Source organism: Acinetobacter sp. WCHA29 (assembly GCF_002165335.1).
GTDB lineage: Bacteria > Pseudomonadota > Gammaproteobacteria > Pseudomonadales > Moraxellaceae > Acinetobacter.
Genome location: NZ_NHRQ01000003.1, coordinates 146,269 through 167,012, shown reverse-complemented (window position 1 = coordinate 167,012; position 20,744 = coordinate 146,269). Strand labels below are relative to the sequence as shown.

At 37.9% G+C, this 20,744-nt stretch carries 22 protein-coding genes, 1 tRNA gene and 3 pseudogenes; 14 read left to right on the top strand and 12 right to left on the bottom strand.

Features of this window, described 5'->3' with window-relative positions:
* Positions 1-55: 55 nt before the first annotated feature.
* On the top strand, positions 56-787 hold the full coding sequence (gene hisA, locus CDG59_RS03605; protein WP_087543648.1) for a 1-(5-phosphoribosyl)-5-[(5-phosphoribosylamino)methylideneamino]imidazole-4-carboxamide isomerase: 732 nt from the start codon (positions 56-58) through the stop codon (positions 785-787).
* 43 nt (positions 788-830) lie between these two features.
* Here hisA and CDG59_RS03600 read toward each other — a convergent pair whose 3' ends face one another.
* Positions 831-1,382 (bottom strand): helix-turn-helix domain-containing protein, encoded by a 552-nt coding sequence (locus CDG59_RS03600; protein ID WP_087543646.1) that lies wholly within the window; start codon positions 1,380-1,382, stop codon positions 831-833.
* 102 nt (positions 1,383-1,484) lie between these two features.
* On the opposite strand from CDG59_RS03600, the gene CDG59_RS03595 reads away from it, so the two are divergent.
* Complete coding sequence (locus CDG59_RS03595) at positions 1,485-2,372, top strand: DMT family transporter (protein WP_171294977.1); 888 nt, start codon at positions 1,485-1,487, stop codon at positions 2,370-2,372.
* Between the two features lie 83 nt (positions 2,373-2,455).
* Here CDG59_RS03595 and CDG59_RS03590 read toward each other — a convergent pair whose 3' ends face one another.
* From CDG59_RS03590 to CDG59_RS03580, 3 genes are read right to left on the bottom strand one after another with little or no spacing between them, the layout of a single operon-like run.
* On the bottom strand, positions 2,456-2,848 hold the full coding sequence (locus CDG59_RS03590; protein WP_046739924.1) for a DUF4870 family protein: 393 nt from the start codon (positions 2,846-2,848) through the stop codon (positions 2,456-2,458).
* A 31-nt stretch (positions 2,849-2,879) separates the two neighbouring features.
* Positions 2,880-3,497: a DUF1294 domain-containing protein gene (locus CDG59_RS03585; protein WP_087543645.1), complete on the bottom strand. Its 618-nt coding sequence runs from the start codon at positions 3,495-3,497 to the stop codon at positions 2,880-2,882.
* 4 nt (positions 3,498-3,501) lie between these two features.
* The gene (locus CDG59_RS03580) at positions 3,502-4,458 is read right to left on the bottom strand and encodes a homoserine kinase (protein WP_087543644.1); all 957 of its coding nucleotides are present in this window, start codon (positions 4,456-4,458) and stop codon (positions 3,502-3,504) included.
* Between the two features lie 101 nt (positions 4,459-4,559).
* On the opposite strand from CDG59_RS03580, the gene hisF reads away from it, so the two are divergent.
* Positions 4,560-5,318, top strand: coding sequence for an imidazole glycerol phosphate synthase subunit HisF (hisF, locus tag CDG59_RS03575; protein ID WP_004678871.1), 759 nt, complete (start codon positions 4,560-4,562; stop codon positions 5,316-5,318).
* A gap of 445 nt (positions 5,319-5,763) precedes the next feature.
* Here hisF and CDG59_RS03570 read toward each other — a convergent pair whose 3' ends face one another.
* Positions 5,764-6,408 carry a sterol desaturase family protein gene (locus CDG59_RS03570; RefSeq protein ID WP_087543642.1) on the bottom strand — a complete coding sequence of 215 codons (645 nt, stop codon included), beginning with the start codon at positions 6,406-6,408 and terminating at the stop codon, positions 5,764-5,766.
* Between the two features lie 114 nt (positions 6,409-6,522).
* Here CDG59_RS03570 and CDG59_RS03565 point away from each other — a divergent pair, with 114 nt between their 5' ends.
* The gene (locus CDG59_RS03565; protein WP_087543640.1) at positions 6,523-7,530 is read left to right on the top strand and encodes an AraC family transcriptional regulator; all 1,008 of its coding nucleotides are present in this window, start codon (positions 6,523-6,525) and stop codon (positions 7,528-7,530) included.
* A gap of 39 nt (positions 7,531-7,569) precedes the next feature.
* Here the strand turns inward: CDG59_RS03565 and CDG59_RS03560 are convergent, their stop codons facing one another.
* From CDG59_RS03560 to CDG59_RS03550, 3 genes are all read right to left on the bottom strand, one after another.
* Entirely contained in the window at positions 7,570-7,812 is a 243-nt protein-coding gene (locus CDG59_RS03560) for a hypothetical protein (RefSeq protein WP_087543638.1), read from the bottom strand.
* Positions 7,813-7,885: 73 nt separating this feature from the next.
* On the bottom strand, positions 7,886-8,959 hold the full coding sequence (locus tag CDG59_RS03555; RefSeq protein WP_087543741.1) for a DNA/RNA non-specific endonuclease: 1,074 nt from the start codon (positions 8,957-8,959) through the stop codon (positions 7,886-7,888).
* 155 nt (positions 8,960-9,114) lie between these two features.
* On the bottom strand, positions 9,115-10,992 hold the full coding sequence (locus CDG59_RS03550; RefSeq protein WP_087535937.1) for a potassium transporter Kup: 1,878 nt from the start codon (positions 10,990-10,992) through the stop codon (positions 9,115-9,117).
* 122 nt (positions 10,993-11,114) lie between these two features.
* Here CDG59_RS03550 and CDG59_RS03545 point away from each other — a divergent pair.
* The 7 genes and pseudogenes from CDG59_RS03545 to CDG59_RS15690 all read left to right on the top strand — a co-directional run.
* A tRNA-Ser gene (locus CDG59_RS03545) sits at positions 11,115-11,204 on the top strand.
* 208 nt (positions 11,205-11,412) lie between these two features.
* The gene (locus CDG59_RS03540; RefSeq protein ID WP_087543636.1) at positions 11,413-12,690 is read left to right on the top strand and encodes a tyrosine-type recombinase/integrase; all 1,278 of its coding nucleotides are present in this window, start codon (positions 11,413-11,415) and stop codon (positions 12,688-12,690) included.
* A 134-nt stretch (positions 12,691-12,824) separates the two neighbouring features.
* Positions 12,825-13,679, top strand: coding sequence for a hypothetical protein (locus CDG59_RS03535; RefSeq protein ID WP_087543634.1), 855 nt, complete (start codon positions 12,825-12,827; stop codon positions 13,677-13,679).
* 117 nt (positions 13,680-13,796) lie between these two features.
* Positions 13,797-14,084 carry a helix-turn-helix transcriptional regulator gene (locus CDG59_RS03530; RefSeq protein ID WP_087543632.1) on the top strand — a complete coding sequence of 96 codons (288 nt, stop codon included), beginning with the start codon at positions 13,797-13,799 and terminating at the stop codon, positions 14,082-14,084.
* Between the two features lie 2 nt (positions 14,085-14,086).
* Complete coding sequence (locus CDG59_RS03525) at positions 14,087-14,782, top strand: phage antirepressor KilAC domain-containing protein (RefSeq protein WP_087543630.1); 696 nt, start codon at positions 14,087-14,089, stop codon at positions 14,780-14,782.
* Positions 14,779-15,093 (top strand): annotated as a pseudogene (locus tag CDG59_RS03520) (hypothetical protein). The gene CDG59_RS03525 and the pseudogene CDG59_RS03520 overlap by 4 nt, the downstream one beginning before the upstream one ends.
* A pseudogene (locus tag CDG59_RS15690) lies at positions 15,090-15,449 on the top strand (hypothetical protein); the annotation flags it as partial. The pseudogenes CDG59_RS03520 and CDG59_RS15690, both read left to right, overlap by 4 nt.
* Here CDG59_RS15690 and CDG59_RS15685 read toward each other — a convergent pair.
* From CDG59_RS15685 to CDG59_RS15425, 4 genes and pseudogenes are all read right to left on the bottom strand, one after another.
* Positions 15,445-16,089: pseudogene (locus CDG59_RS15685) on the bottom strand (hypothetical protein); the annotation flags it as partial. The pseudogenes CDG59_RS15690 and CDG59_RS15685 sit on opposite strands and share 5 nt — an antisense overlap.
* Positions 16,016-16,345, bottom strand: a complete 330-nt coding sequence (locus CDG59_RS15740) for a hypothetical protein (protein ID WP_227519103.1) — start codon at positions 16,343-16,345, stop codon at positions 16,016-16,018. The pseudogene CDG59_RS15685 and the gene CDG59_RS15740, both read right to left, overlap by 74 nt.
* Positions 16,346-16,432: 87 nt before the next feature.
* Entirely contained in the window at positions 16,433-16,879 is a 447-nt protein-coding gene (locus tag CDG59_RS03505) for a hypothetical protein (protein WP_019767400.1), read from the bottom strand.
* Positions 16,880-16,888: 9 nt separating this feature from the next.
* Positions 16,889-17,062, bottom strand: coding sequence for a hypothetical protein (locus CDG59_RS15425; RefSeq protein ID WP_225489123.1), 174 nt, complete (start codon positions 17,060-17,062; stop codon positions 16,889-16,891).
* Positions 17,063-17,855: 793 nt separating this feature from the next.
* Here CDG59_RS15425 and CDG59_RS03495 point away from each other — a divergent pair.
* From CDG59_RS03495 to CDG59_RS03485, 3 genes are all read left to right on the top strand, one after another.
* A complete protein-coding gene (locus CDG59_RS03495; protein ID WP_087543628.1) occupies positions 17,856-18,149 on the top strand; it encodes a hypothetical protein in 294 nt (97 codons plus the stop codon).
* Between the two features lie 3 nt (positions 18,150-18,152).
* Entirely contained in the window at positions 18,153-18,431 is a 279-nt protein-coding gene (locus CDG59_RS03490) for a pyocin activator PrtN family protein (RefSeq protein WP_087543626.1), read from the top strand.
* 549 nt (positions 18,432-18,980) lie between these two features.
* Entirely contained in the window at positions 18,981-20,438 is a 1,458-nt protein-coding gene (locus CDG59_RS03485) for an RNA-binding domain-containing protein (protein ID WP_087543625.1), read from the top strand.
* Positions 20,439-20,744 lie beyond the last annotated feature (306 nt).

Here is a 20,744-nt window from a genome sequence, read left to right as displayed (position 1 = left end):
TACTTTGTTAATATGTAGCCAATTTAAACTTTATGATGACGCTAGGAGCGAAAGCATGCTAATCATCCCTGCAATTGACCTGAAAGATGGTAAATGTGTTCGTTTAAAACAAGGACGTATGGAAGACGATACCGTTTTCTCTGATGATCCTGTCGCAACTGCACAACATTGGGTTGATGAAGGCGCACGTCGTTTACATTTAGTTGATTTAAATGGTGCTTTCGCAGGTACGCCAATTCATAAACCTGTGGTGGAAGCGATTGCACGTGCACAACCAGAACTTCCAATTCAAATTGGTGGTGGTATTCGCTCACTTGAAACCATTGAGCACTATTTGGAAGCAGGCGTATCTTTCGTCATCATTGGCACAAAAGCAGTAAAAGAACCTGAATTTGTTGAAGATGCATGCAAACGCTTTGCAGGTCATATCATTGTTGGTATTGATGCCATCAATGGTATGGTTGCGACAGATGGCTGGGCAAATGTAACTGACGTGAAGGCAACTGATCTTGCAAAACGTTTTGCAGATGCTGGTGTTTCAAGTATTGTGTATACCGATATCGCACGTGATGGCATGATGCAAGGTGTTAACGTTGAGCAAACGGTTCATTTAGCACAATACTCTGGCTTACCTGTGATCGCTTCAGGTGGTGTGACCAATCTGGATGATGTTCGCAACTTAAAAGGTCAGCAAGGTATTTTAGGTGCAATTACAGGTCGCGCAATTTATGAAGGCACATTAAACCTTCGTGAAGCACAGCTCTTGTTGGATGATAATCGTCTTTAATTCAGTACAAAAGAAGCTATCTTTTCGGTAGCTTCTTTTTTATTTAATACAACACATTACGAATAAATTTTAATACGCTTGTACCACGATTAATATAACGATAGCTCACATCACTTTCAAAAAGCATTGACTGACCTGCGCAAATCACACGAGTTTCATTTTCAAACTCAAGGCTTAACTCACCTTCTAAAACATAAATGAGTTCTCTCCAGCCGATTGGATCTGCATCAGCACAATATTCCTCTCCTACCGCAAGTGACCAATTCCACAACTCAGTTTGGGTATGTGTTGGTACAGCAGCCAAAAGAGTAGCATGGCTGTCTTGAGCTTTTCCTTGCCATGCAAGCGCATTCACAATTGCGTTTTCACTAAGCTCAGGATTACTCACAAGTCTTTTAAAATCGACAGCCAAAACAGCAGCAATCGCATCTAACTTGGCTAAACTAATATTTACTTGTCCTGTTTCCAAGGCAGCAATAGTCCGCCGACTCACACCTGCCCGATCTGCTAATTCTTGTTGGCTGAGTTGTGATTGATCGCGGAAATAACGAATATTTTTTCCTACATATTGCAGAACAATTTCAGCTTGGCTCATTTACATTCGTAATCAAATTAATTTAAGTGCAATATATTGCACAAAACTATAAAATAATACAATATGTGCAATATATTGCACTCTCATATTAGGTTTGTTATTGTGACAACTTTATCTCAATCTCCCAAAGCAGCTCAATTTGCACTTATTTTCATTACCATGATTTGGGGTGGAACATTTCTAGCGGTGCAATACGCCCTGAATTTTAGTAGCCCTATGTTTTTTGTGGGCTGTCGTTTTGCTATCGCAGCCTTGGCGATTTTTTTAATCTCAATGAAATCAATGCGTGGATTAAATCTAAAAGAGGTTTTAGCAGGAACGGCGATTGGTACCGTGATTGCGATTGGTTATGGCACCCAAACCATTGCATTACAAACGATTTTAAGTAGTGAATCTGCTTTTCTAACCGCACTGTATGTACCTCTCGTCCCAATTTTAATGTGGGTTATTTTCCAAAAAAGACCTTCTCTCATGACATGGTTAGGGACAGCACTCGCTTTTATTGGACTAGTTCTTTTAACTGGCAATGGTATCTCCAATATCAGTCTAAGCTATGGACAAATGCTTACATTAATTTGTGCTTTTGTGATTGCACTTGAGATTATTTTGATTGGTTATTTCGCAGGAAAAGTTAATTTAAGACGAGTCACCGTTATTCAATTGGCTGTTGCATCATTCTTATCATTTGCCAGTATGCCATTGGTTGGCGAACATAATATTCCTAGTTTTTCATGGCAATTAAGCATTCTAGTGATTAGTTTGGGTTTAGCCAGTGCACTGATTCAGTTTGTGATGAATTGGGCACAACGAATGGTCGATCCAACCCGCGCTGCAATTATTTATGCAGGTGAGCCTGTTTGGGCAGGTGTGTTTGGAAGAATCGCAGGCGAGCGACTGCCTTTACTGGCATTGCTGGGAGCTTTAATGGTGGTTCTGGGGGTGTTGGTCAGTGAGTTAAAATGGAACAAGCCTAAACAAAAAGAGCGCTAAAAAGCACTCTATGCTGCTAATGACTCTTTCTTTTTCATTAACATACACGAATGCACATGTTCAATAATCATGGTTGATCCAATTTATTGATACATTGGCTTATTATCATTTAATGCGATTAAACCTCGAATTGCTCGATATACAATCCACACCCATGCAGCAAAAATCACTAACCCACAAAATATCGTACTTGAGAGTGCGACACCTGCAAAAGCATTGGCATTATCGCCTGTAAAAAACAGAAAGAAAAAAGGGATAAATGCAATGATATTCCAAGCCAAATACCACCAAAAGGTACGAATTTGCCAAGTAAAATGACTCTCAAAAATTGAACCTTGCACATCACTACGCTTTACATAGTTAATAATCAAAGCAATAATCGCCAACAAACCACCACTAAAAATCGCAATGATATAAAGTACATAGAGAACCAAAGTTAAGGTACGGTTTGGATCTTGATCAACGGAATAATTCATTTTTATTTATCTCCAAAAACTCCCCTCCCAATCAATAAAACACATTGAGTGGAGAAATTAACCAACATATCAACAATATATGAAAGACTATGGTACAGAAATAAATCTTACGAAACGGTTGTTTTTGTGTTTTATGTCTCAGTTTTTGCTGAGCAAGCCACCCTCCACACCAACCACCCAAAGAGTCCACGATATGCAAAGTCTGCTCTGGAACACGGCGATTTCCCAATTGTGCTGCTTCTTTATCTTGCGCATACAACCAATAACTAACGACATTCATCAGGCTAACAAACAGCAAAGTATACTGCGGCAGCAATTTACTAAAACTTGCAATCAGCATAAATACAATATAAATCACAATACCAATCTGCATCGCTGACCAACGCTTGGCAGATGTCGGCTGAGCAGGTTTGCTGCGATGTCCAATTACTTGTGATGCTTTTAAATAAGTTGCTTGCTGAGCGCGATAACGACCGCGCTCATCCAAAATGACCACATATTCCAAGGCACACCCCACAATTGGACGCGGCCCTGTGCGAGCAAAGTCTTTGATATGGATAAAAACACGATCTTTATGTGCATCATTCGGTTGAATAAAGCCATAGCCTTTATCATCGAACCATTCAACTAAACGCCCTTGATCTCGCATATTCCTACCCTAAACCTAAAACTTGTTGTAAACGGTTTTGTAACATCATGCGCATTTCCATAGGGTCTTTTTGTGAAATATCTTCACCTGTCCGCCCTTCTACTGCATTTTTCTGTGCGACCTGTAAACGCATACACCAAAAACGACAAGCAGCCATTGCTAGAAAAATATCCAGACAAGCCAATTCATCTTGTGTCAATGGACGAATGCTTTGATAAGCACCTAAGAATGCCTCAGCTTTTTCTATATCCAAATGGGCTTGTGGATAAGCTGTACAGAAGTCATTGATACTAATCGCAATATCAAATAGCCATTCATCTTGATTGAGTTCATAAAAATCAAGAATACCTTGTAATTGATCTCCCTGAAACAAGGTATTATCCCGAAATAAATCAGAATGAATAAAGCCTATTGGTCTGTTTGGATATGCTTGCGTAATCACTGTAAATAAGTGAAAGACCTGATTTAAAAGTTGTTGATCTGCTTGAATCAATTGAGGACGTAATTGGTTTGCTACTTCAGACCAGTATTGATGATTGCGATTAAAATCACGTTCCAAAGGAAAGCCCTGCAAAGCCAAATGCAATTTTGCCTGCGCTTGAGCAATCGCCTGTACTTGTTTAATACTGGCTTGTTCAGGATGTTCACCCATCAAACGAGGTGCAATCTGAGCAGGTTTATCTGCAATGCTATGAATGGCCTGCCCATTGTATTTTAAGGGCACCGCCACAGGTACGCCTGCCTTACCCAAACGATCCAGTACAGGTACCAGTTCACCTGCTCCCTCAGCATCTAATTCTTCAAAAACCGTTAAAACATAGTGTTTCTGTGATTGATCCACCAAAAAATAATTGGTGTTTTGAATACCGCCCTGGATTGGAATCAGGTCAATGATCGCTAAACCATAAGGCTCAGCGAATGCTTGAACTTCTTCTAAACTCAACGGGGTATAAACCGACATGGAAAACCTGCAAAAAATAGCTGTGAAGTTTGATAGAATACCTTTTCCCTCCATGAAGGTGTAGCACCCCTTTCTTTATTGGCGATTTTTTGGAAAATTTTATGCTCGCAAAACGTATTATCCCTTGCTTAGATGTTGATAATGGTCGAGTCGTCAAAGGCGTTCAATTTCTTGATATTCGTGACGCAGGTGACCCTGTTGAAGTCGCACGTCGTTATAACGAACAAGGCGCCGATGAAATTACCTTTTTAGATATTACTGCTACCCATCATGGACGCGATACGACTTACCGTACGGTAGAACGTATGGCTGAAAGCGTGTTTGTACCTTTAACTGTAGGTGGTGGTGTCCGTAAAGTTGAAGATATTCGTTTATTACTAAATGCGGGTGCTGATAAAGTCAGTATCAACTCGGCAGCAGTATTTACGCCTGAGTTTGTTCAAGAAGCTTCTCAACGTTTTGGCGCACAATGTATTGTGGTCGCAATTGATGCGAAAAAAACTGGCGAAAATAAGTGGGAAATCTTTACCCACGGCGGTCGTAAACCGACTGGGATTGATGCGATTGAATGGGCTGTCAAAATGGCGGACTTCGGCGCTGGTGAACTGCTGGTAACCAGTATGGATGCCGATGGAACCAAAGCAGGTTATGACATCGCCTTAATGCGTCAAATCAATGATCGTGTCAGCATTCCAACCATTGCTTCAGGTGGTGTTGGAAGCCTACAGCATTTAGCGGATGGGATATTAAAAGGCGGTGCGGATGCCGTATTAGCAGCATCTATTTTCCACTTTGGCCAGCACACCATTCCAGAAGCCAAACAATATCTGGCTGAACAAGGCATTGAAATGCGTTTGTAAGCCCTATCATAGGCGTAGCTGGGTTTTCGGTTACGCCTTAATTTTTTAAAAGAATAAAAATATGTATGATACTTTACTCTGGACTGTTATTTTGACTTTTGCAAGTTGCATGTTTTTTCTGTTTTCAATATTCACTAAAATCTAAAGATAGTGATGAACGTCACCTGCTCACAGGTTTAAGCCTGCAAAACGAGTAGGCAAAAAAATACCTTGCCTAAGCAAGGTATGGAAAAATGCGTTTATTCAACGCTAGAGGGTAACAGTAAATACAGCTATTTTGAGCAAATTCCGAGCACTTTCAATGCCTGAGCTAAGATAACGGGATAGCACATAAAAATATTGACATTAAAACCAGATTTTATTGACAATTCACGACAAGGAATCATGTTCTGGGGTCGTAAATTGTCAAAATGGCAACGTCTCTTTCGCACTTGCCGATCTGCTGTTAAGCCACCGATTCTGTTTGTTCTTCCTCAACTACAACAGGCTGCACCAGTTTTGGCTTATGCTCCACCCATTTCGCTGGAAAAACCGACTCGATCGCTTGCGTCAATGCTTTTGAAAGTGGTGCAGGTAACGGTAGACCGAGTGGATTGGCTTCTTTTAAATCAGCCGAGGACACCACACGCGTTCCCATCACATAATCAAACCAAGGACGAGTAACACACCAATTTGCATCTTGGTTCGAGTTCATGTGGTGATCATAGTGCCACGGGATTGTACGCTTCGCCCAATCAGGCTCAAGATGGGCACGGCGATGCACATAATAATAATTCCCCGCACTATAAATCGCTGCAAGCGCCATGCCTTTTGAAAAAGGATAGAACACAACACTTAGCACACCTGCGGCTACAGCAAGTGACATTAACTCATTGCGCGTACGCCAGTTGTCCAGACCCTCGACATAACAATCATCAGAAAAGCCCTGCTTGCGCACTTCACGGTGGTGTGCCCAGTGCGATTCCATCTGTTTTGGCGTTGGGCTGAAACGTGGCTTGCCTTTACGGTGAACCCCATGCAGTAGATATTTATGGGCAAACCATTCATAACCGTTTGCAATCACCAAACCTGCAACAAAACCCTTCAACATGGTTTTCTCCAAATGTTTCCTTATTTTTTTAAAGATATAAATTTTTGTAGGCGAAGTATTGACGATACGATATATTTATATTGACAAAACACGACAGAATAAGGAGTAGACAGGATGTCTCAACTCAAGAATTATACAGGCTCGGTTTATGGTGGATTAGGGCATTTATTAAAGGCTTATTGCGAAACAAAAAATATTGAAATTCCTGAGCAATTACAACAAGTCCAAAATCTTGAACGTTTTGATTACGTCGTTTGGCGTGACTTACTTGAAGATCTTAATCGTTTAAATCCCAAGATAGGTTTAGGCTTAGAAATTGCAGAGCACGTACAACCCAAACATTTAGGAATTATTGCTTATCTCGCACTATCGTGTGAAAACTTGGGCGAAGCATTGGCGCATTATCATGATTTTCATCGCTTAATTTATGATGGTAGCCCTCTCGTCGTTGAATTTAACCCACCCTACGCATCAATCCGCTGGGAAGCTCCAGAACCCAACCCAACCCAATTAACAGATGAAATTGCAATTGCGCTGATGGTGCAATTCCTTAAGTTATTTATGTCAGGTGAAGATCTCAATCTACACGAAGTGCATTTTGTGAATACCGCACCGAAAAACATTATGGTTTATGAGCAGTATTTCCGTTGTAAAGTCCGTTTTGATCAGCCTAAAACTCAGCTACTTCTACCTGTTACCGAAGCCTTTAAGCCACTTCGAACAGGCGATCACACTTTACAGCAATTGTTGCTACAACAAGCTCAAGCTTTATTGGATAAGCTTCCCAATTCCACTCAACTCGATCAACGTCTGCAACATGCAATTTTGACTGGATTACAAAAAAATCAATATCAAATCGATTTTATTGCAGAAAAATTAGGATTATCGGTAAGACAATTGCAACGCCACTTACAACAGCAAAACACCACCTTTCAAGAACGTGTGCAACAAGTACGTTTTATGCTCGCAACGGAATATTTAAAAGATCCGCATTTGAGCCTACAAGAAATTGCCTTGCTACTTTGCTATTCGGAACAAAGTGCTTTTCAGCGGGCATTTAAGCTTTGGACTGGTTTAACTCCACAACAGTGGCGAAAGAACAATACTATTTATAGTTCTTAATCAAATTGATAAGGAAACGATGGTTTCTTAAAGCATGTTTTATAGAAATGGATTTTCAATTTCTTGTTCTGGCTTACGCTCAATCTGTTCAGGCAAGCTCTGTGCTTCTAACACCATGACCACTTCGTTGATAAAACTCTGTAAAGCTTTCGCTGCCTTTAAACCTGCTTGATCTTTTGTGATTTGCAAATTGCCATATAGACTTACACAGTCCACTTGATTTTCCAAAGTCAGATCATAAATTGCCGAAGACTGATCGCCTTGTTCAAAAGGTTTAAACATCTTTTCCTCTCATTGTTCTTTTCTGTTTTAGGCTATTTGAGTTAAGCATAACCACATTAGGATGCCTGCGAAATTAGCGCAACAATTGTAAGAAATACTGAACCAATGCATCAATCAATTGCTTGATTAAAGCTTGTTTGGTTTCCTCATCAATCTGCGGCAAATTAGTCTCATCAGTTTGTATCTTCCCAGAAGAGAATTGCTGCTGTTGTGCTTGAATACTTGCCGTGGTTGCTTCTTCAGCACATTGACTTTGTCTATCCCAACTCACATAGCTAATTTCTTTATTGGCTTTAACTTGTTGTGCCGATGTAGGCAATTGATAAACATTACGCTTTTGTTGTTCTGTGAGTTGTGGAAATAAATTAATTCCTAACTTTTCTTCTAAATAGCAGATGCTCACCACTTTAACCTGTAATGAATCATTATTCGGTGCATAGTACGCCCCAATAATCCCCTGTTTAGGTAAATACACGGCTTTGTATACCGCTGTAGGAACTATTACGCCATTCCCTATGGTTTTTAAACGCTTATCTTCAAAGATCGGTCCAGTCACAACATAAGCATCTTTATGCTGTTTAGTCACAATAGAACGCACTGCTTCTTCGAGTTTACGCCAAACTTCCTGATTATTCTTCGGTGATTGTGGCACCATATTGGCTAAAGAAAAACTGTCATGTTGTGCCGCAGTGTTATTCATATCACCATTCGGTGCCATATGTCCACGATCGTACCCAGAACCACGGTAGTCCGCTAACAATGCACGATGAGCGAGAGGCACTCGTGTTTCTTCGTGAAAACTATCTTCGCGCTTGATTTTAATACTTAAACGATCTGGGGTAAGGTATTCCGCTGACCACAATGGTGTTTTTGAAATACCTGAATACATCACATTAAAATCATTAAAACACAAAGCATAACTATCTTTTTTTAGACTTTCTTTTGTAAGTAAAGGAGGAACATCTCGATAAAATTGTTCTAAGCAAGCACCATGACTCGATGGCAAAGGAATTAATTTAGAAATTTTTTCATTACCAAATGCAATCGCGAAACTGCCTGTTGCGATCAAAGCAAGAACAATTTTTCCAAAATTTTGGCTCAAAAAAGCAAATTGTGTTTTACTCTTTTTGGTTGTTTTCTTCGCCATAACTAAATCAAAATCAATATGAATGCGAAGCTTAGCAATTCCATATTCAACTGTATATTGAGATAAAGCAAAGAACGACACTTTATGTCGCAAAACTGTTCACTTGATCACCAGATAATAAAAAAGGCACTCTAAAGTGCCTTTTTTTATGTTACCTAAATTTCAATTTGACTGCCTAACTCCACAACACGGTTGGTTGGAATTTGATAGAAGTCACTCACAGGGCTAGTATTACGTTGCATTGAGATAAATAAGCGTTCGCGCCACGGAGACATACCATCTCCCACACTATGAACAATACGATCACGTGAAATAAAGAAGCTAATTTGCATCAAATCGTATTCAAAGCCTAATTCTTCGTAAGCTTGAATCAAGGCTTTTGGCACATTAGGTTCATCTTTAAAACCGTAGAAAATTTTGATGCGATAGAAATGTTCATTCAACGTTTCAACACTAATTCGCTCCTCTTGAGGAACAAATGGAACATCTTCAATCACAACCGTGACTAAAATATTACGCTCATGTAGTACTTTATTGTGCTTAATATTATGTAGCATCGCATGCGGAACAACATTAGGCGTTCCGGTTAAAAAGACTGCATCGCCAGGTACCCGATGAACATTGTCCCCAATACTTTTCACAAATAAATCGAGTGATAGGGTGTCATGTTCAAGCTTAGCAAAAGTAAGCTCACGCCCACGTTTCCACGTCATCAGGATCATAACCGCGACTGCACCGATCAATAACGGTACCCAACCACCTGAGAACATTTTTAATGATGCTGCTGCGACCAGTACGGATTCCAAAATAAAGAATGGAATAATCAACAGCATCACTTTTGGTAAGCTCCATTTCCATGCATAGTATATGAATACAGCAACCAAAATTGTGTCACATAACATGGTTAAGGTCACAGCCAAGCCATAAGCACTTGCAAGGTTTGAGCTGGTTTTAAAAATTAAAATTAAGATGACAATCGAGATCAGCAATAACCAATTCAGAAATGGCACATAAATTTGTCCTTCTTCAGAATCAGAAGTATGTTTAATGCCTAAACGTGGTAAATAACCCAATTGGATTGCTTGACGAGCTAAAGAGAAAACCCCAGAAATAACGGCCTGTGATGCAATCACAGCTGCCATCGTTGCCAAGATAATCATTGGGTACAAAGCCCAACTTGGGACTAGTAAATAGAATGGATTTTCAATCGCCGCAGGATTGCGAAGTAACAGCGCACCTTGTCCAGCATAATTTAATACAAGGCAAGGCAAAACGACACTAAACCAACCGAAACGAATTGGACGCGGTCCAAAATGCCCCATATCTGCATATAAGGCTTCACCACCTGTGACCGTCAGAACAACAGCACCCATAATAAAAAATGCTTGTACAGGATGAGTGAAAATAAACTGAATTGCCCAATGAGGACTAACCATACCGAGTACGATTGGTGTTTGCACGACGCTAATGACACCCAAGATCCCCAATGACAAAAACCAGAGTAGCGTAATTGGCCCAAAAAATTTACCAACAAACGCGGTTCCGTGTTTTTGCATTAAAAATAATGTCGTTACAATCACAATTGCAATTGGCACAATAAACGGATCAAGTACATTGGTTGCAATTGATAGACCTTCAACAGCGGAAAGTACTGAGATTGCAGGCGTAATAATACCGTCACCAAAAAATAGCGATGCCCCAACAAAACCAATCGCAATTAAATAAATCTTCTTACTATCGGATATTTTTGCTTTGCGTAGATTCAAAGCAAGTAAAGCCATGATTCCACCTTCACCATTGTTATCCGCACGCATAACAATCGCAATGTATTTAATACTGATAATCAGCATTAAACACCAAAAAATAATCGACAAGATTCCCAATACATTTTCAGGTTGAATTCCTAAGCCATGTGCAGCATGGAAGGATTCTTTCAAAGCGTACAGAGGACTGGTTCCAATGTCTCCAAACACCACCCCTAATGCTGCCAATGCAGTGGCAGGTAAGGCTGCTTTTTTTGCAGTACTTTGCATATATTGTCTTCAATATAGAACGTTATATTCCTTAATATTATCATTAGCCAAGAAGTTTTTCTGCAAATCTGTTCGACTACAACTTGGCAGTCTGCTTTTTTTTAGTTACTATCGCACACCTTGGTGAGGTGTCCGAGTGGCTTAAGGAGCACGCCTGGAAAGTGTGTATACGTTTGCGCGTATCGAGGGTTCGAATCCCTCTCTCACCGCCAAATTCGATTTTTACGGTACAGTATCGTAGTTCAAAAAGCTTGATCTTAAATGGATTGAGCTTTTTTTATGTCCAATACACTACGATGTAAAACGGTAGCATACCAACAACTATGTTGGTATATTTGTTGGTATGAAGCCTAAAAATTAATATTTGTACTCATTTTTTCTTTTTCTCTAAAAAGAATACCAACAACTGAGGTCATTGCTATGGCTAAAGAATCGAATAAATTAGATGCTAAAACAGTTAAAAATCTGACTGCAGACCCTAATCAAGATAAAAAATATTCTGATGGTGGTGGCTTATATTTACTGGTAAAGAGGAATGGATCTAAATATTGGCGAATGAACTATCGTCACCCAATCAGTAAAAAACAAAATACTTTAGCTTTGGGCACATTTGAGCAGCTCAGTCTCCAGCAAGCTAGACTCAAGCGAGAATATGCCAAACAGTTACTATTACAAGGCATCGACCCTGCTACAGAAAGAAATCAGAATAGGAATGAAAAAAAGGCAATTTTTGAAAATACCTTTGATAAATTTTGTAAGGAATGGCTAAGAAACAGAGAACTTGAAAATAAGGTGGATAGCGAAACTATTCGTAAACTGAATAAAGATATTTTGCCATTTATTGGTGATATGCCAGTGGTAAACATGACTGTTGAACAGTTGGAACGTGATGTTACCGATAAAGTTGTTGAACGCGGTGCATTGGAATCAGCACGGCGTATTAAATCCATCATGGCAATGGTTTTAAAATTAGCAGTGAAGAAGCGAATTATCACTTATAACCCAGCATATGATATTACTCTGCCCCAACCGATTAAAGGCAATCACAATGCCGTCACCGATGAAAAAGAGCTAGCTGAGTTATTACGCAAGATGTGGCGATTCACAAAAGATAATCCACGAAACCGGCTCACAACAGAGTTGGCTATGAAATTGTCAGTTTATATTTTCCAGCGCCCCAATGAAATACGCGGTTTATTGTGGAAATCGGTAGACTTTGAAAGACGACAGCTCTCATTTTTTGCTAGTAAAACCCACCAAGAACATATAGTTCCACTTTCCAGACAAACGTTCGATATTTTAAAAGAGTTACAGGACCTACGTACGAATTCACCCTTTGTATTCCCTAGCGTTAAAACAGGTAGTGAATGTATGAGTGAGGATACTATCCGACAGGGTTTGATCCGTATTGGTTTTAAAGGCAAACATACAGCACACGGTTTTAGAGCAACAGCGAGGACAATCCTTGATGAAGAGCTCGAATATCGGACAGATATTATCGAACATCAATTGGCACACGCCGTAAAAGACCCAAATGGTACTGCATATAACCGAACTGCTTTTTTAAGACGTAGACGCGAGCTCATGCAGTTATGGGCTGACTATTTAGATACCTTACGGCAAGGCGGTGATGTTTCTCAATTCAAACCAAAAAATGATGATAACAATATCATTTTATTGAACAAAACCACTGCTTAAAGTAGTACCAATCTCTGCAATATATCTCAGTAATAAATTATAATTTAATACGTTAAGCCTAGCTCGACGGGGCGAAAGTCAAATACCCAATTTGATTGGCTTAACTTAATACCTGGGTGCTCTGGGAGGCAAGAATGCAAGAAATATTTTCTCTACAGGAGATTATAGCAATTTCCGAAAACAAACTAAGCCCTAACAAAATTAAGTACCACTGTAGAAAAGATGAGCTACATCCTTGTATATATTTTGAAGGAAATATTGTTTGCATTGAGGAAGAGCGTTTTCAACCAAGTATAGACTCCAAAAGTCCTGTTGCTCATATTGAGCATATAAGCTGGTCAATGCAATTTAAAGGCTATGTTCATGCTTCAAATTTTATAAATTATATTGACCACCCAGACCCAAGAGCGGGCGATGTTTTTTTTAATATTGATAAAATAGTTGAGTTTATTACTCAGCCTACCACATATGCACCATTGCTACCGCTTTCGAGTGATCAATATCTTAGAGCGTTCCCAAGAATGATGGATGATGATATACAAGAAAAGAAATGGCTTAATGAGAGTTTAAGTTTTGAAGGAAATCCATTCTTAGCAAATGATATTGTTTTTTCATTAAATGAATTAAAGACCGTCTTCCCTACAATTTTTAAATGTAATGAAGATTCTCAATTAGAGTTAACAAAAACTGATGAAATTAATGATTTAACAAAAAAGTTGCATCAAGCACAAGAGCGAATTAAAGAGCTAGAACAGATCAATATAAGTGAATCTGAGTTCAAAAAAATTTCTACGGTGAACTCTAGATTATTAACCCTTATTGGCGCAATGCTATGTGAAAGTAATAAAAGAGGATTAAGAAGTATCAACCAAGCTGGAATAGTAAGTGAAATAGCAAATATGCAGATACCTAATTTAAGTAAAAGAGTAATAGATGAATTTTTTAGCGAGGCAAATAAGAAATTTAAACCATATAAAACAAACACTTAGGTAAAAATTAATTGCACATACAATTTCTATTATTGCATATGCAATGACGTAACATCTATATCTAAACAAACTACCTCTAACGCCGTTGCAGTACGGCACATAGTTAGGGGTTTTTTAATGTCTATACAACAACAATCTACGGCGCCGAAAGGTTTTTATCGCATGTCACAACTTGCAACTACGGCTGCACGTAAAGAACGCAAGTATACTGCTAAAGATGGCACAACTCGGCTCATCAAAGCGCGTCCTGAGCGCCAAGGCATACTCCCAATGGGAGAAACGACTATCTGGGATAAGGTCCGCACTGGCGAGTTCCCTGCTCCCATTAAGCTAACTGAACGCATCACTGCATGGCGCATTGAGGATGTCGAAGCATGGATGGCTTCCAAAGGATTGGAGGCTTAATTATGAATACCTCCCTTACTTCTCTTTTGCCTTCTCAACAAATGCTTAGTTCAGATATTTCAGCTATTACTAACATCCGCTTAGATTCTGTCAAAAGAACAATCGAACGTTTAGCTGAACGGCGTGTCATTACTTTACCACCAACGGTGGAAAAGCCTACAGCCGGGCGTACAAGCACTGAATATGTATTTTCAGGTGAACAGGGAAAGCTTGACTCAATTACTGTTGTTGCTCAGCTTTGTCCTGAATTTACTGCTGCTATTGTTAAGCGCTGGTATGAGCTTGAAAAGCGGACTCCGGCATTCGACATTAATAATCCACTACATCTTCTTAATGCTATCGAAGTGCAAGCAAAGCAGAATCTACAACTCACTTCAGAAAACAAAGTCCTCACCAAAGCTATCGAGACGATTACTCACACCGAGCACGGCGTTAAGTTCCAACAGGCATGCAAAATTTTAAATACTAAGCAGCATATTTTAGCCAAATGGCTACGTGAACATGGTTGGGATCGGTATCTTAATGATGCTCGTGCTTCAACCTACTACAGTGAAAGTCGTGGCTATTGTGAAACTAAATACTCCCATAAAGAAGGTGTAAAGCCTTCAGGTCAATCATACAGTTACACACAGACTGAGTTCTTCATATTGCCAAAAGGTATGCAGATCCTAGCTAAAAGGTTTGGGGAGCGGCCATGAATTTTCAAAATATTTTCTGTTTAAGGCTTCTCAAATCAAAAATGATCGGCTATATTGATTTTGTTCGGTGCAAAATCATCGAATTAGCTTTGGTCGGCTATGAATACACAAGCGCATACAGTCCGCTACGGGCTTTTTTTATGCGTAAAATCTCTATGCTTCTGCATCTCTATGGTGAAGCTGGAGAGGGACATCTTCGGATGTGCAGGTCTCTTGTGTACCTGTCGACCAACCCTTTTCAGCTTTGCCACCCTCACTTGGTCGTGACTGGTAAAGCTCCTAAACAAACACAAGGAGCGCATTCATCATGAACGCTAAAGTACAAATTCAATTTCCAGAACAATCAATTCCTTTTTACAGTGTCGCTGATATTATCAGTGCCTATTCACTTGCATCTGAAGCTGCCACACAACTTCGAACTTTGGCTAACCAGATCAACAAAGCAACGGCTTTCGTTAAAGCATTTGTACAAGAAAATGATAAAGCCGACTCCTCTGCTTTTGCTGAACTAGAAAATCTAATAATAATTTCCCAGCAGCTTGCTAACAGTCAAGCAGACACTTACATGCGTGAACTTAACAGACATACGCATAAGCCTGATGATCAGTACGATGCTGGTGATCTGTACGATGCATACTCATTAGCTTATGAAAATACATCATGGCTTTCTGAACCAAATAAGCATAGTTGGCTTTTATTGAATCCAGATAGATTTGAAAGTCTGGTTTACCTGGTGAGGTAATACCGGCTAAATACGCTTCTGTATGCTTTGTTAAGCCACTTTCATCGACCTTGACCAACCCCTTTTCAATCAGATCCTGCCCAGTAACGATCTGGCCAGCAATATCTTGCAGACCTCTGTTATTGAGCGAAGCAGATAAACGATATGCACCACTATCACCAGCAATTCCATTAATCATGTCTCTGGATGCATTGGCATTGCCTGCGCTGGATTTATAAAGACTGGTAAGCAAACTTAATTTGTCACCTGGTTTGGCTTTTTCCCAGAACTGCTTTAATTCAGATTGTTGCTGTGTCGAGAATGGATTTAAGGATCCTACCGTGCCATTCAATACGTTATTTGCGTGAATAGATTTAATATTCTTAGACAAAGCTGCAATGGCTTCAGGGTTACCACTTAAAATTGCATTGGTAGGTACTACCGTTAGATCCTGACCTGTCTTAATCGAGTAGGCCAAAGTGGAGTTATTTTTCTCATAATTGAGCATGTTCTCATGAGTCTTCGACAGAAGATTCAATTTCCAACTGACATCTTTTGGATTGTCCTGCGCCGTATTTTGAGCTTCTATCGTAGGTTAATTCCCCACTCTGCATTTTTAGCAGTAAATCATTATCTACAACGCTAATATCAGCACCAATCTTGGATGACTGTAATGCAAAATCAGCTTTTTCTGTTTTATCCTGTTCTTCTCTAAGTTTTTCACTGCGAGCCTCTAGTGCCCCTCCAATAGAACGACCAATTTCAGCTAAGCCCGTATTTGGTGTAAAAGTCTGCATTTGGGCTTGAGCATCAACACGCCCTTTAGATACTGGAATACGCATTATTTACTTTTCAGCCTGTTTTATTCAATAAGGCTAATTTAAAGAATAAGGAAATTCAAAAAAATGAGTAAATTAAAGCTTATCTTTTTAATTTCTCTTTAAAGATTTTTGGATACTCATTTTTTCTAAGTTAACTATTACTAAACTTAACTTAGCTTTTATTACTTCAAGTTCTTGATCAAAGTAGTACTTGTTAAGTAACCGTTTATATTTATTTTCTGGGTTCAAGTAGTGCGCCGTAATGATAAAGACATTTGGTGTTGTATTAATTAAGCTAACTGATTTTTTCATGCCTGCATAATGAATACTATTGGGTTTAACCAACCCTAATAATATATAAATTAATTCATCTAAGTTTTTTGCTATCAACTTTAGCTTATCAACGAGACAGTGATCAAAAAGCTGATTAGAATCATGATAGTAAATATCAGTTTGAAACTGATTTATACCTTGTATAACAAGACTACATAACTCTTGCGCTCGCTCAATGTCTAAACCTGTAATTGGTTCACGTAATTTAAATTTAGAAGTCATCTCTTATTCTCAATTAAAGCGAACAATACGTGGAATTTGATCATCAGACTTATTGGTCATAGTCTTCCATAAATCAATAAATAAGTCCCCGTGAACATACTCTGGTATTGAACCAGTTGCCCATGCTGTAACAGTACTACCGCCTTGTATATCAAGTACGAATGCAATCTTTTCCCCCGTCAAGTAATGTTCCTCTTTGAGCTCATTCAACATTGAAATATAGTTCGGGGCTGAATATTTTCTAACCTTTTTATTAATAAACAAATTTTCTGGGACAGAAAAACAATAAAGTTCATTAAACATAAAATTTCATCTTATGGTGCTGAATCCATTAAGAGTTAAAATATGCTATAAAAAAATGGGTATATTTCAACAAAACGCGCGCGCGCGCGAGGGAGACCGTAAAACACTATATTTTTAGTCTTTTACTCCACCACATAAAATTGCGTTGAAACAGTCGTCTTATTCTGGATCACTACCGCGAACATAATCTAATTAAATAGTGCTAAAGATAGACACTCATATAACGCTCTAATTTGCCCTACAAGCTCACAAAAATTATTGATGTACCCATTATCATTTTTTAATTTAAATCATTTACAGCTCAAGCCAGTGCAAAATTGGTGCATATATCAAGTTGCTTTTGAAGTTTATTTTTTGAATATGGAAGAAGATTTGACCTTGAATTAAGACGGTGCTCTCTCAAAAGAGAGATGATTGATTCAATGGTAGATTCATTGATAGGTTCTGCATCCCAAAAACGGGTACATTCAAAATCCCAAAAACGGGATCGTTCAAAATCCCAAAATTGGGAATATTACCGTTTTTGGAATTATCCCAAAATTAGGTACATTACCGCCCTTAATTACAACGCTGGCTAATGTCATTCTCCCACCGTTTCTAGTCGTGTAAATTTTGGACATAATCTTAAGAAGATCCTGTCCATAAAATTCAATAAGCAAAAGGCGAGACTCTTATGTTTAAACACAAATATATCATCACGGTGGAGAGTGAAACGCCACCTAGAATATGTCTTGGAGATTCAATTTACGGCGCCACAGTTATAGCATTAGAAACTGAGCAATATCCTGATCTTGTAGATTTAGCATGGCTCACTAAACGCTTTCCAATGTCTAGAGAAGCACTTTCTCAAAAATTAGAATTATTCAATGTAGGTAGTGTGGGGAAAAAGCTTTATGATCCTAATATTGTTATTTCCTTCTTAAAAACAGATATAAAAAATACAAGAGGTAGACCAAGAAAGAATTAAACAATGAAATTTCAAGATCCAAAGCTTAACACCTACACCATGTTATGTATGAGATATGTCTCACCAGTAGTACATTTAGATACTATAGTTCAGGACTTCTTCACCCATATGGATGTAAAAACAGCACGCAAGAAAGCTAATTTTCATGAACTGCCATTTCCAACATTCAAACTCGAGCAGTCCGCTAAAGCCCCGTGGATGATTCGTCTTGAAGATTTTGCTATATACCTCGATCAACAATATGCCCTCTATCGACATGATTATGATGCAATCAATTCGTGAAAAGCTAATTGTTCAATTCTTTACCAAAACATTTCATGGAGTCTGCAAGATACAGCATCAATAGGCAATTAACCTCGTATCAATTGTTCATCGTTTTATCGGCATGAGAGGCTTCTCATATTAATTGTATAAGCATGAGAAGCAAGATTTCTAAAAAGTTAAGCAAGATACTATATAAAACACTATGTATATGTTTTTTATAAATTAATTTTAATTAAGCAAGAATTACTACTAATTAAGCAAGTTTTTTAATAACCTCTATAAAAAGTCTAATTACTAATTTTTTAAGAAAGAATTCTATTCAAGTAAGCAAGTTACATTTCCACATATATATATATGTTTTTTATCAATTAATTTATAATAAGAAACAATTCTAACCAACTAAGCAAGTTTTTTAATAATATTTGTAGATCATTCTGCTATTAATAAACTTCGTTAAGCAAGGATTTGGGAAAGCTAAGCAAGCCACACCCAAAAACATATGTATCTGTTATTTATTAGATTAATTTCTATAGATGACAGCTGCGACAAGAGAAGCAAGGTATAGGTATGCAAAAAGTTATTTCTAAGTTTAATACAATCATCACAAAAGAATACTTACAACAGCAACAAGAAAATCAATACTTTGAGCGTAAAGGCTTAGGGGAAAAAGAAATTAAACCTACAAAAATTGCAGAAGAACTGATAGGTATGCTAAATGCTGATGGTGGAGTGCTGGTCTTCGGTATCTCTGATAAAGGAGAAATTCAAGATCTAAAAACTTTAGATAATCTAGATGCGTATAGAAAATTAGTTTTTGACTTTGTTGATCCTCCTTGTACGATTGAGTTAGAAGAAATTGAAATTGATGGGAATCTAGTATTTCTATTCCATGTAGAGCAAGAATTGGAAAGGGTATTCCAAAGAAAAGATAATCAAAAAGTATATTTAAGAGTGTCTGATGAGAATCGTGAATTAGACAGAGAGCGTGTTAGAAAATTAGAATACGATAAAATGATACGTCGTTTTGAGGAAGAAATCGTTAGTAATTTTGATAAAAATGATCTAGATGAAAAGCTATTAGCGACTTATCAAGAAAAATTAAATTACTCAAAAGGCAACTCTTTTGACCTATTAAATAAACGTCACTTACTAGACAAAAAAGAAGAAACATATCAGTTCAAAAATGCAGCAGTTCTTTTGTTTGCAAAAGATCCAGAAAAATACATCCCATCTGCATCAGTTAGGTATATTCGATATCAGGGCATAGAGGCAAAAGTTGGTGAGGAACATAATGTTATAAAGGATGAAAGATTTGAAAATAATATTCCTAACTTAATTGATGAGTTACGTGTATTTTTAAAAGCATCATTTAAAGACTATTATTTTTTAGATATTACAGAAGGAAAATTTATAAAGGTTCCCGAATACCCAGAGGCTGCCTGGTTAGAAGGCATTGTAAATGCGTTATGCCACCGTTCATATAATGTTCAAGGTAATTCTGTCTACATAAAACATTTTGATGATCGAATAGAAATAAGTAATAGCGGTCCTTTACCCGCACAAGTCACAATCGAAAATATAAAAACAGAACGATTTGCTCGCAATCCAAGACTAACCAGAGTACTTGAAGATCTAGGCTATGTGCGACAACTCAATGAAGGTGTATCTAGAATTTATGAGTCAATGGAAAAGTCTATGCTTTCTTTACCCGAATATAAAGAAAAAAATGGAAATGTTATTCTGACTTTAAAAAATAGAATTAGCGATCACTCTAAAACTATTGATACTTCAATTATGAAAGTAATTGAAAATAAATTTTCGAATTATAATGAAACTCAAAGAAGCATTCTATTTTATTTATTTCTAAATGGAAGTGCGACAGTATCAGAACTTTCTGCTCATACAGGGATTAATGAAAATACTATAAGAACCTATTTGAACACATTTATGAATGAAAATTTAATCGATCGACTGAGTGTAAAAAAGCGAGACATTAACGCTAAATATGTATTTAAAAAACAATAGCTTATAAAGTTTTTTTAGATAAGGAGAGAGAGTTAGTTTAATTAAAATTAGTTATAAATAGGAAATTATATTGTGCGTATCGATAAACAAGGAATCAAATACTCGATACGTGTATCCTACAGTTAACTTTTTTTATTTGTTGGTATTTTTGTTGGTACTTTTTAATATTTAATTTTTTATATACATTTAAAACAACATCTTAAATAATAATTTTGGCATACTCTCTCACCGCCAAGATTATTTCAGACGACATCCGACGATGTCTAAAAAGCTTAAATCTAAAGGGTTTAGGCTTTTTTTATGCCC

What these genes read in the sequence shown, in the direction of transcription:
- CDG59_RS03505 (WP_019767400.1), bottom strand. Translation starts at nt 16,879, where the DNA reads ATGACTTCTAAATTTAAATTACGTGAACCAATTACAGGTTTAGACATT.
- CDG59_RS03555 (WP_087543741.1), bottom strand. Translation starts at nt 8,959, where the DNA reads ATGGCGAAGAAAACAACCAAAAAGAGTAAAACACAATTTGCTTTTTTG.
- CDG59_RS03570 (WP_087543642.1), bottom strand. Translation starts at nt 6,408, where the DNA reads ATGTTGAAGGGTTTTGTTGCAGGTTTGGTGATTGCAAACGGTTATGAA.
- hisA (WP_087543648.1), top strand. Translation starts at nt 56, where the DNA reads ATGCTAATCATCCCTGCAATTGACCTGAAAGATGGTAAATGTGTTCGT.
- CDG59_RS03490 (WP_087543626.1), top strand. Translation starts at nt 18,153, where the DNA reads ATGAAATTTCAAGATCCAAAGCTTAACACCTACACCATGTTATGTATG.
- CDG59_RS03550 (WP_087535937.1), bottom strand. Translation starts at nt 10,992, where the DNA reads ATGCAAAGTACTGCAAAAAAAGCAGCCTTACCTGCCACTGCATTGGCA.
- CDG59_RS03525 (WP_087543630.1), top strand. Translation starts at nt 14,087, where the DNA reads ATGAATACCTCCCTTACTTCTCTTTTGCCTTCTCAACAAATGCTTAGT.
- CDG59_RS03600 (WP_087543646.1), bottom strand. Translation starts at nt 1,382, where the DNA reads ATGAGCCAAGCTGAAATTGTTCTGCAATATGTAGGAAAAAATATTCGT.
- CDG59_RS03585 (WP_087543645.1), bottom strand. Translation starts at nt 3,497, where the DNA reads ATGCGAGATCAAGGGCGTTTAGTTGAATGGTTCGATGATAAAGGCTAT.
- CDG59_RS03530 (WP_087543632.1), top strand. Translation starts at nt 13,797, where the DNA reads ATGTCTATACAACAACAATCTACGGCGCCGAAAGGTTTTTATCGCATG.
- CDG59_RS03485 (WP_087543625.1), top strand. Translation starts at nt 18,981, where the DNA reads ATGCAAAAAGTTATTTCTAAGTTTAATACAATCATCACAAAAGAATAC.
- CDG59_RS03535 (WP_087543634.1), top strand. Translation starts at nt 12,825, where the DNA reads ATGCAAGAAATATTTTCTCTACAGGAGATTATAGCAATTTCCGAAAAC.
- CDG59_RS03565 (WP_087543640.1), top strand. Translation starts at nt 6,523, where the DNA reads ATGTCTCAACTCAAGAATTATACAGGCTCGGTTTATGGTGGATTAGGG.
- CDG59_RS03580 (WP_087543644.1), bottom strand. Translation starts at nt 4,458, where the DNA reads ATGTCGGTTTATACCCCGTTGAGTTTAGAAGAAGTTCAAGCATTCGCT.
- CDG59_RS15740 (WP_227519103.1), bottom strand. Translation starts at nt 16,345, where the DNA reads ATGCGTATTCCAGTATCTAAAGGGCGTGTTGATGCTCAAGCCCAAATG.
- CDG59_RS03495 (WP_087543628.1), top strand. Translation starts at nt 17,856, where the DNA reads ATGTTTAAACACAAATATATCATCACGGTGGAGAGTGAAACGCCACCT.
- CDG59_RS03560 (WP_087543638.1), bottom strand. Translation starts at nt 7,812, where the DNA reads ATGTTTAAACCTTTTGAACAAGGCGATCAGTCTTCGGCAATTTATGAT.
- CDG59_RS03590 (WP_046739924.1), bottom strand. Translation starts at nt 2,848, where the DNA reads ATGAATTATTCCGTTGATCAAGATCCAAACCGTACCTTAACTTTGGTT.
- CDG59_RS03540 (WP_087543636.1), top strand. Translation starts at nt 11,413, where the DNA reads ATGGCTAAAGAATCGAATAAATTAGATGCTAAAACAGTTAAAAATCTG.
- hisF (WP_004678871.1), top strand. Translation starts at nt 4,560, where the DNA reads ATGCTCGCAAAACGTATTATCCCTTGCTTAGATGTTGATAATGGTCGA.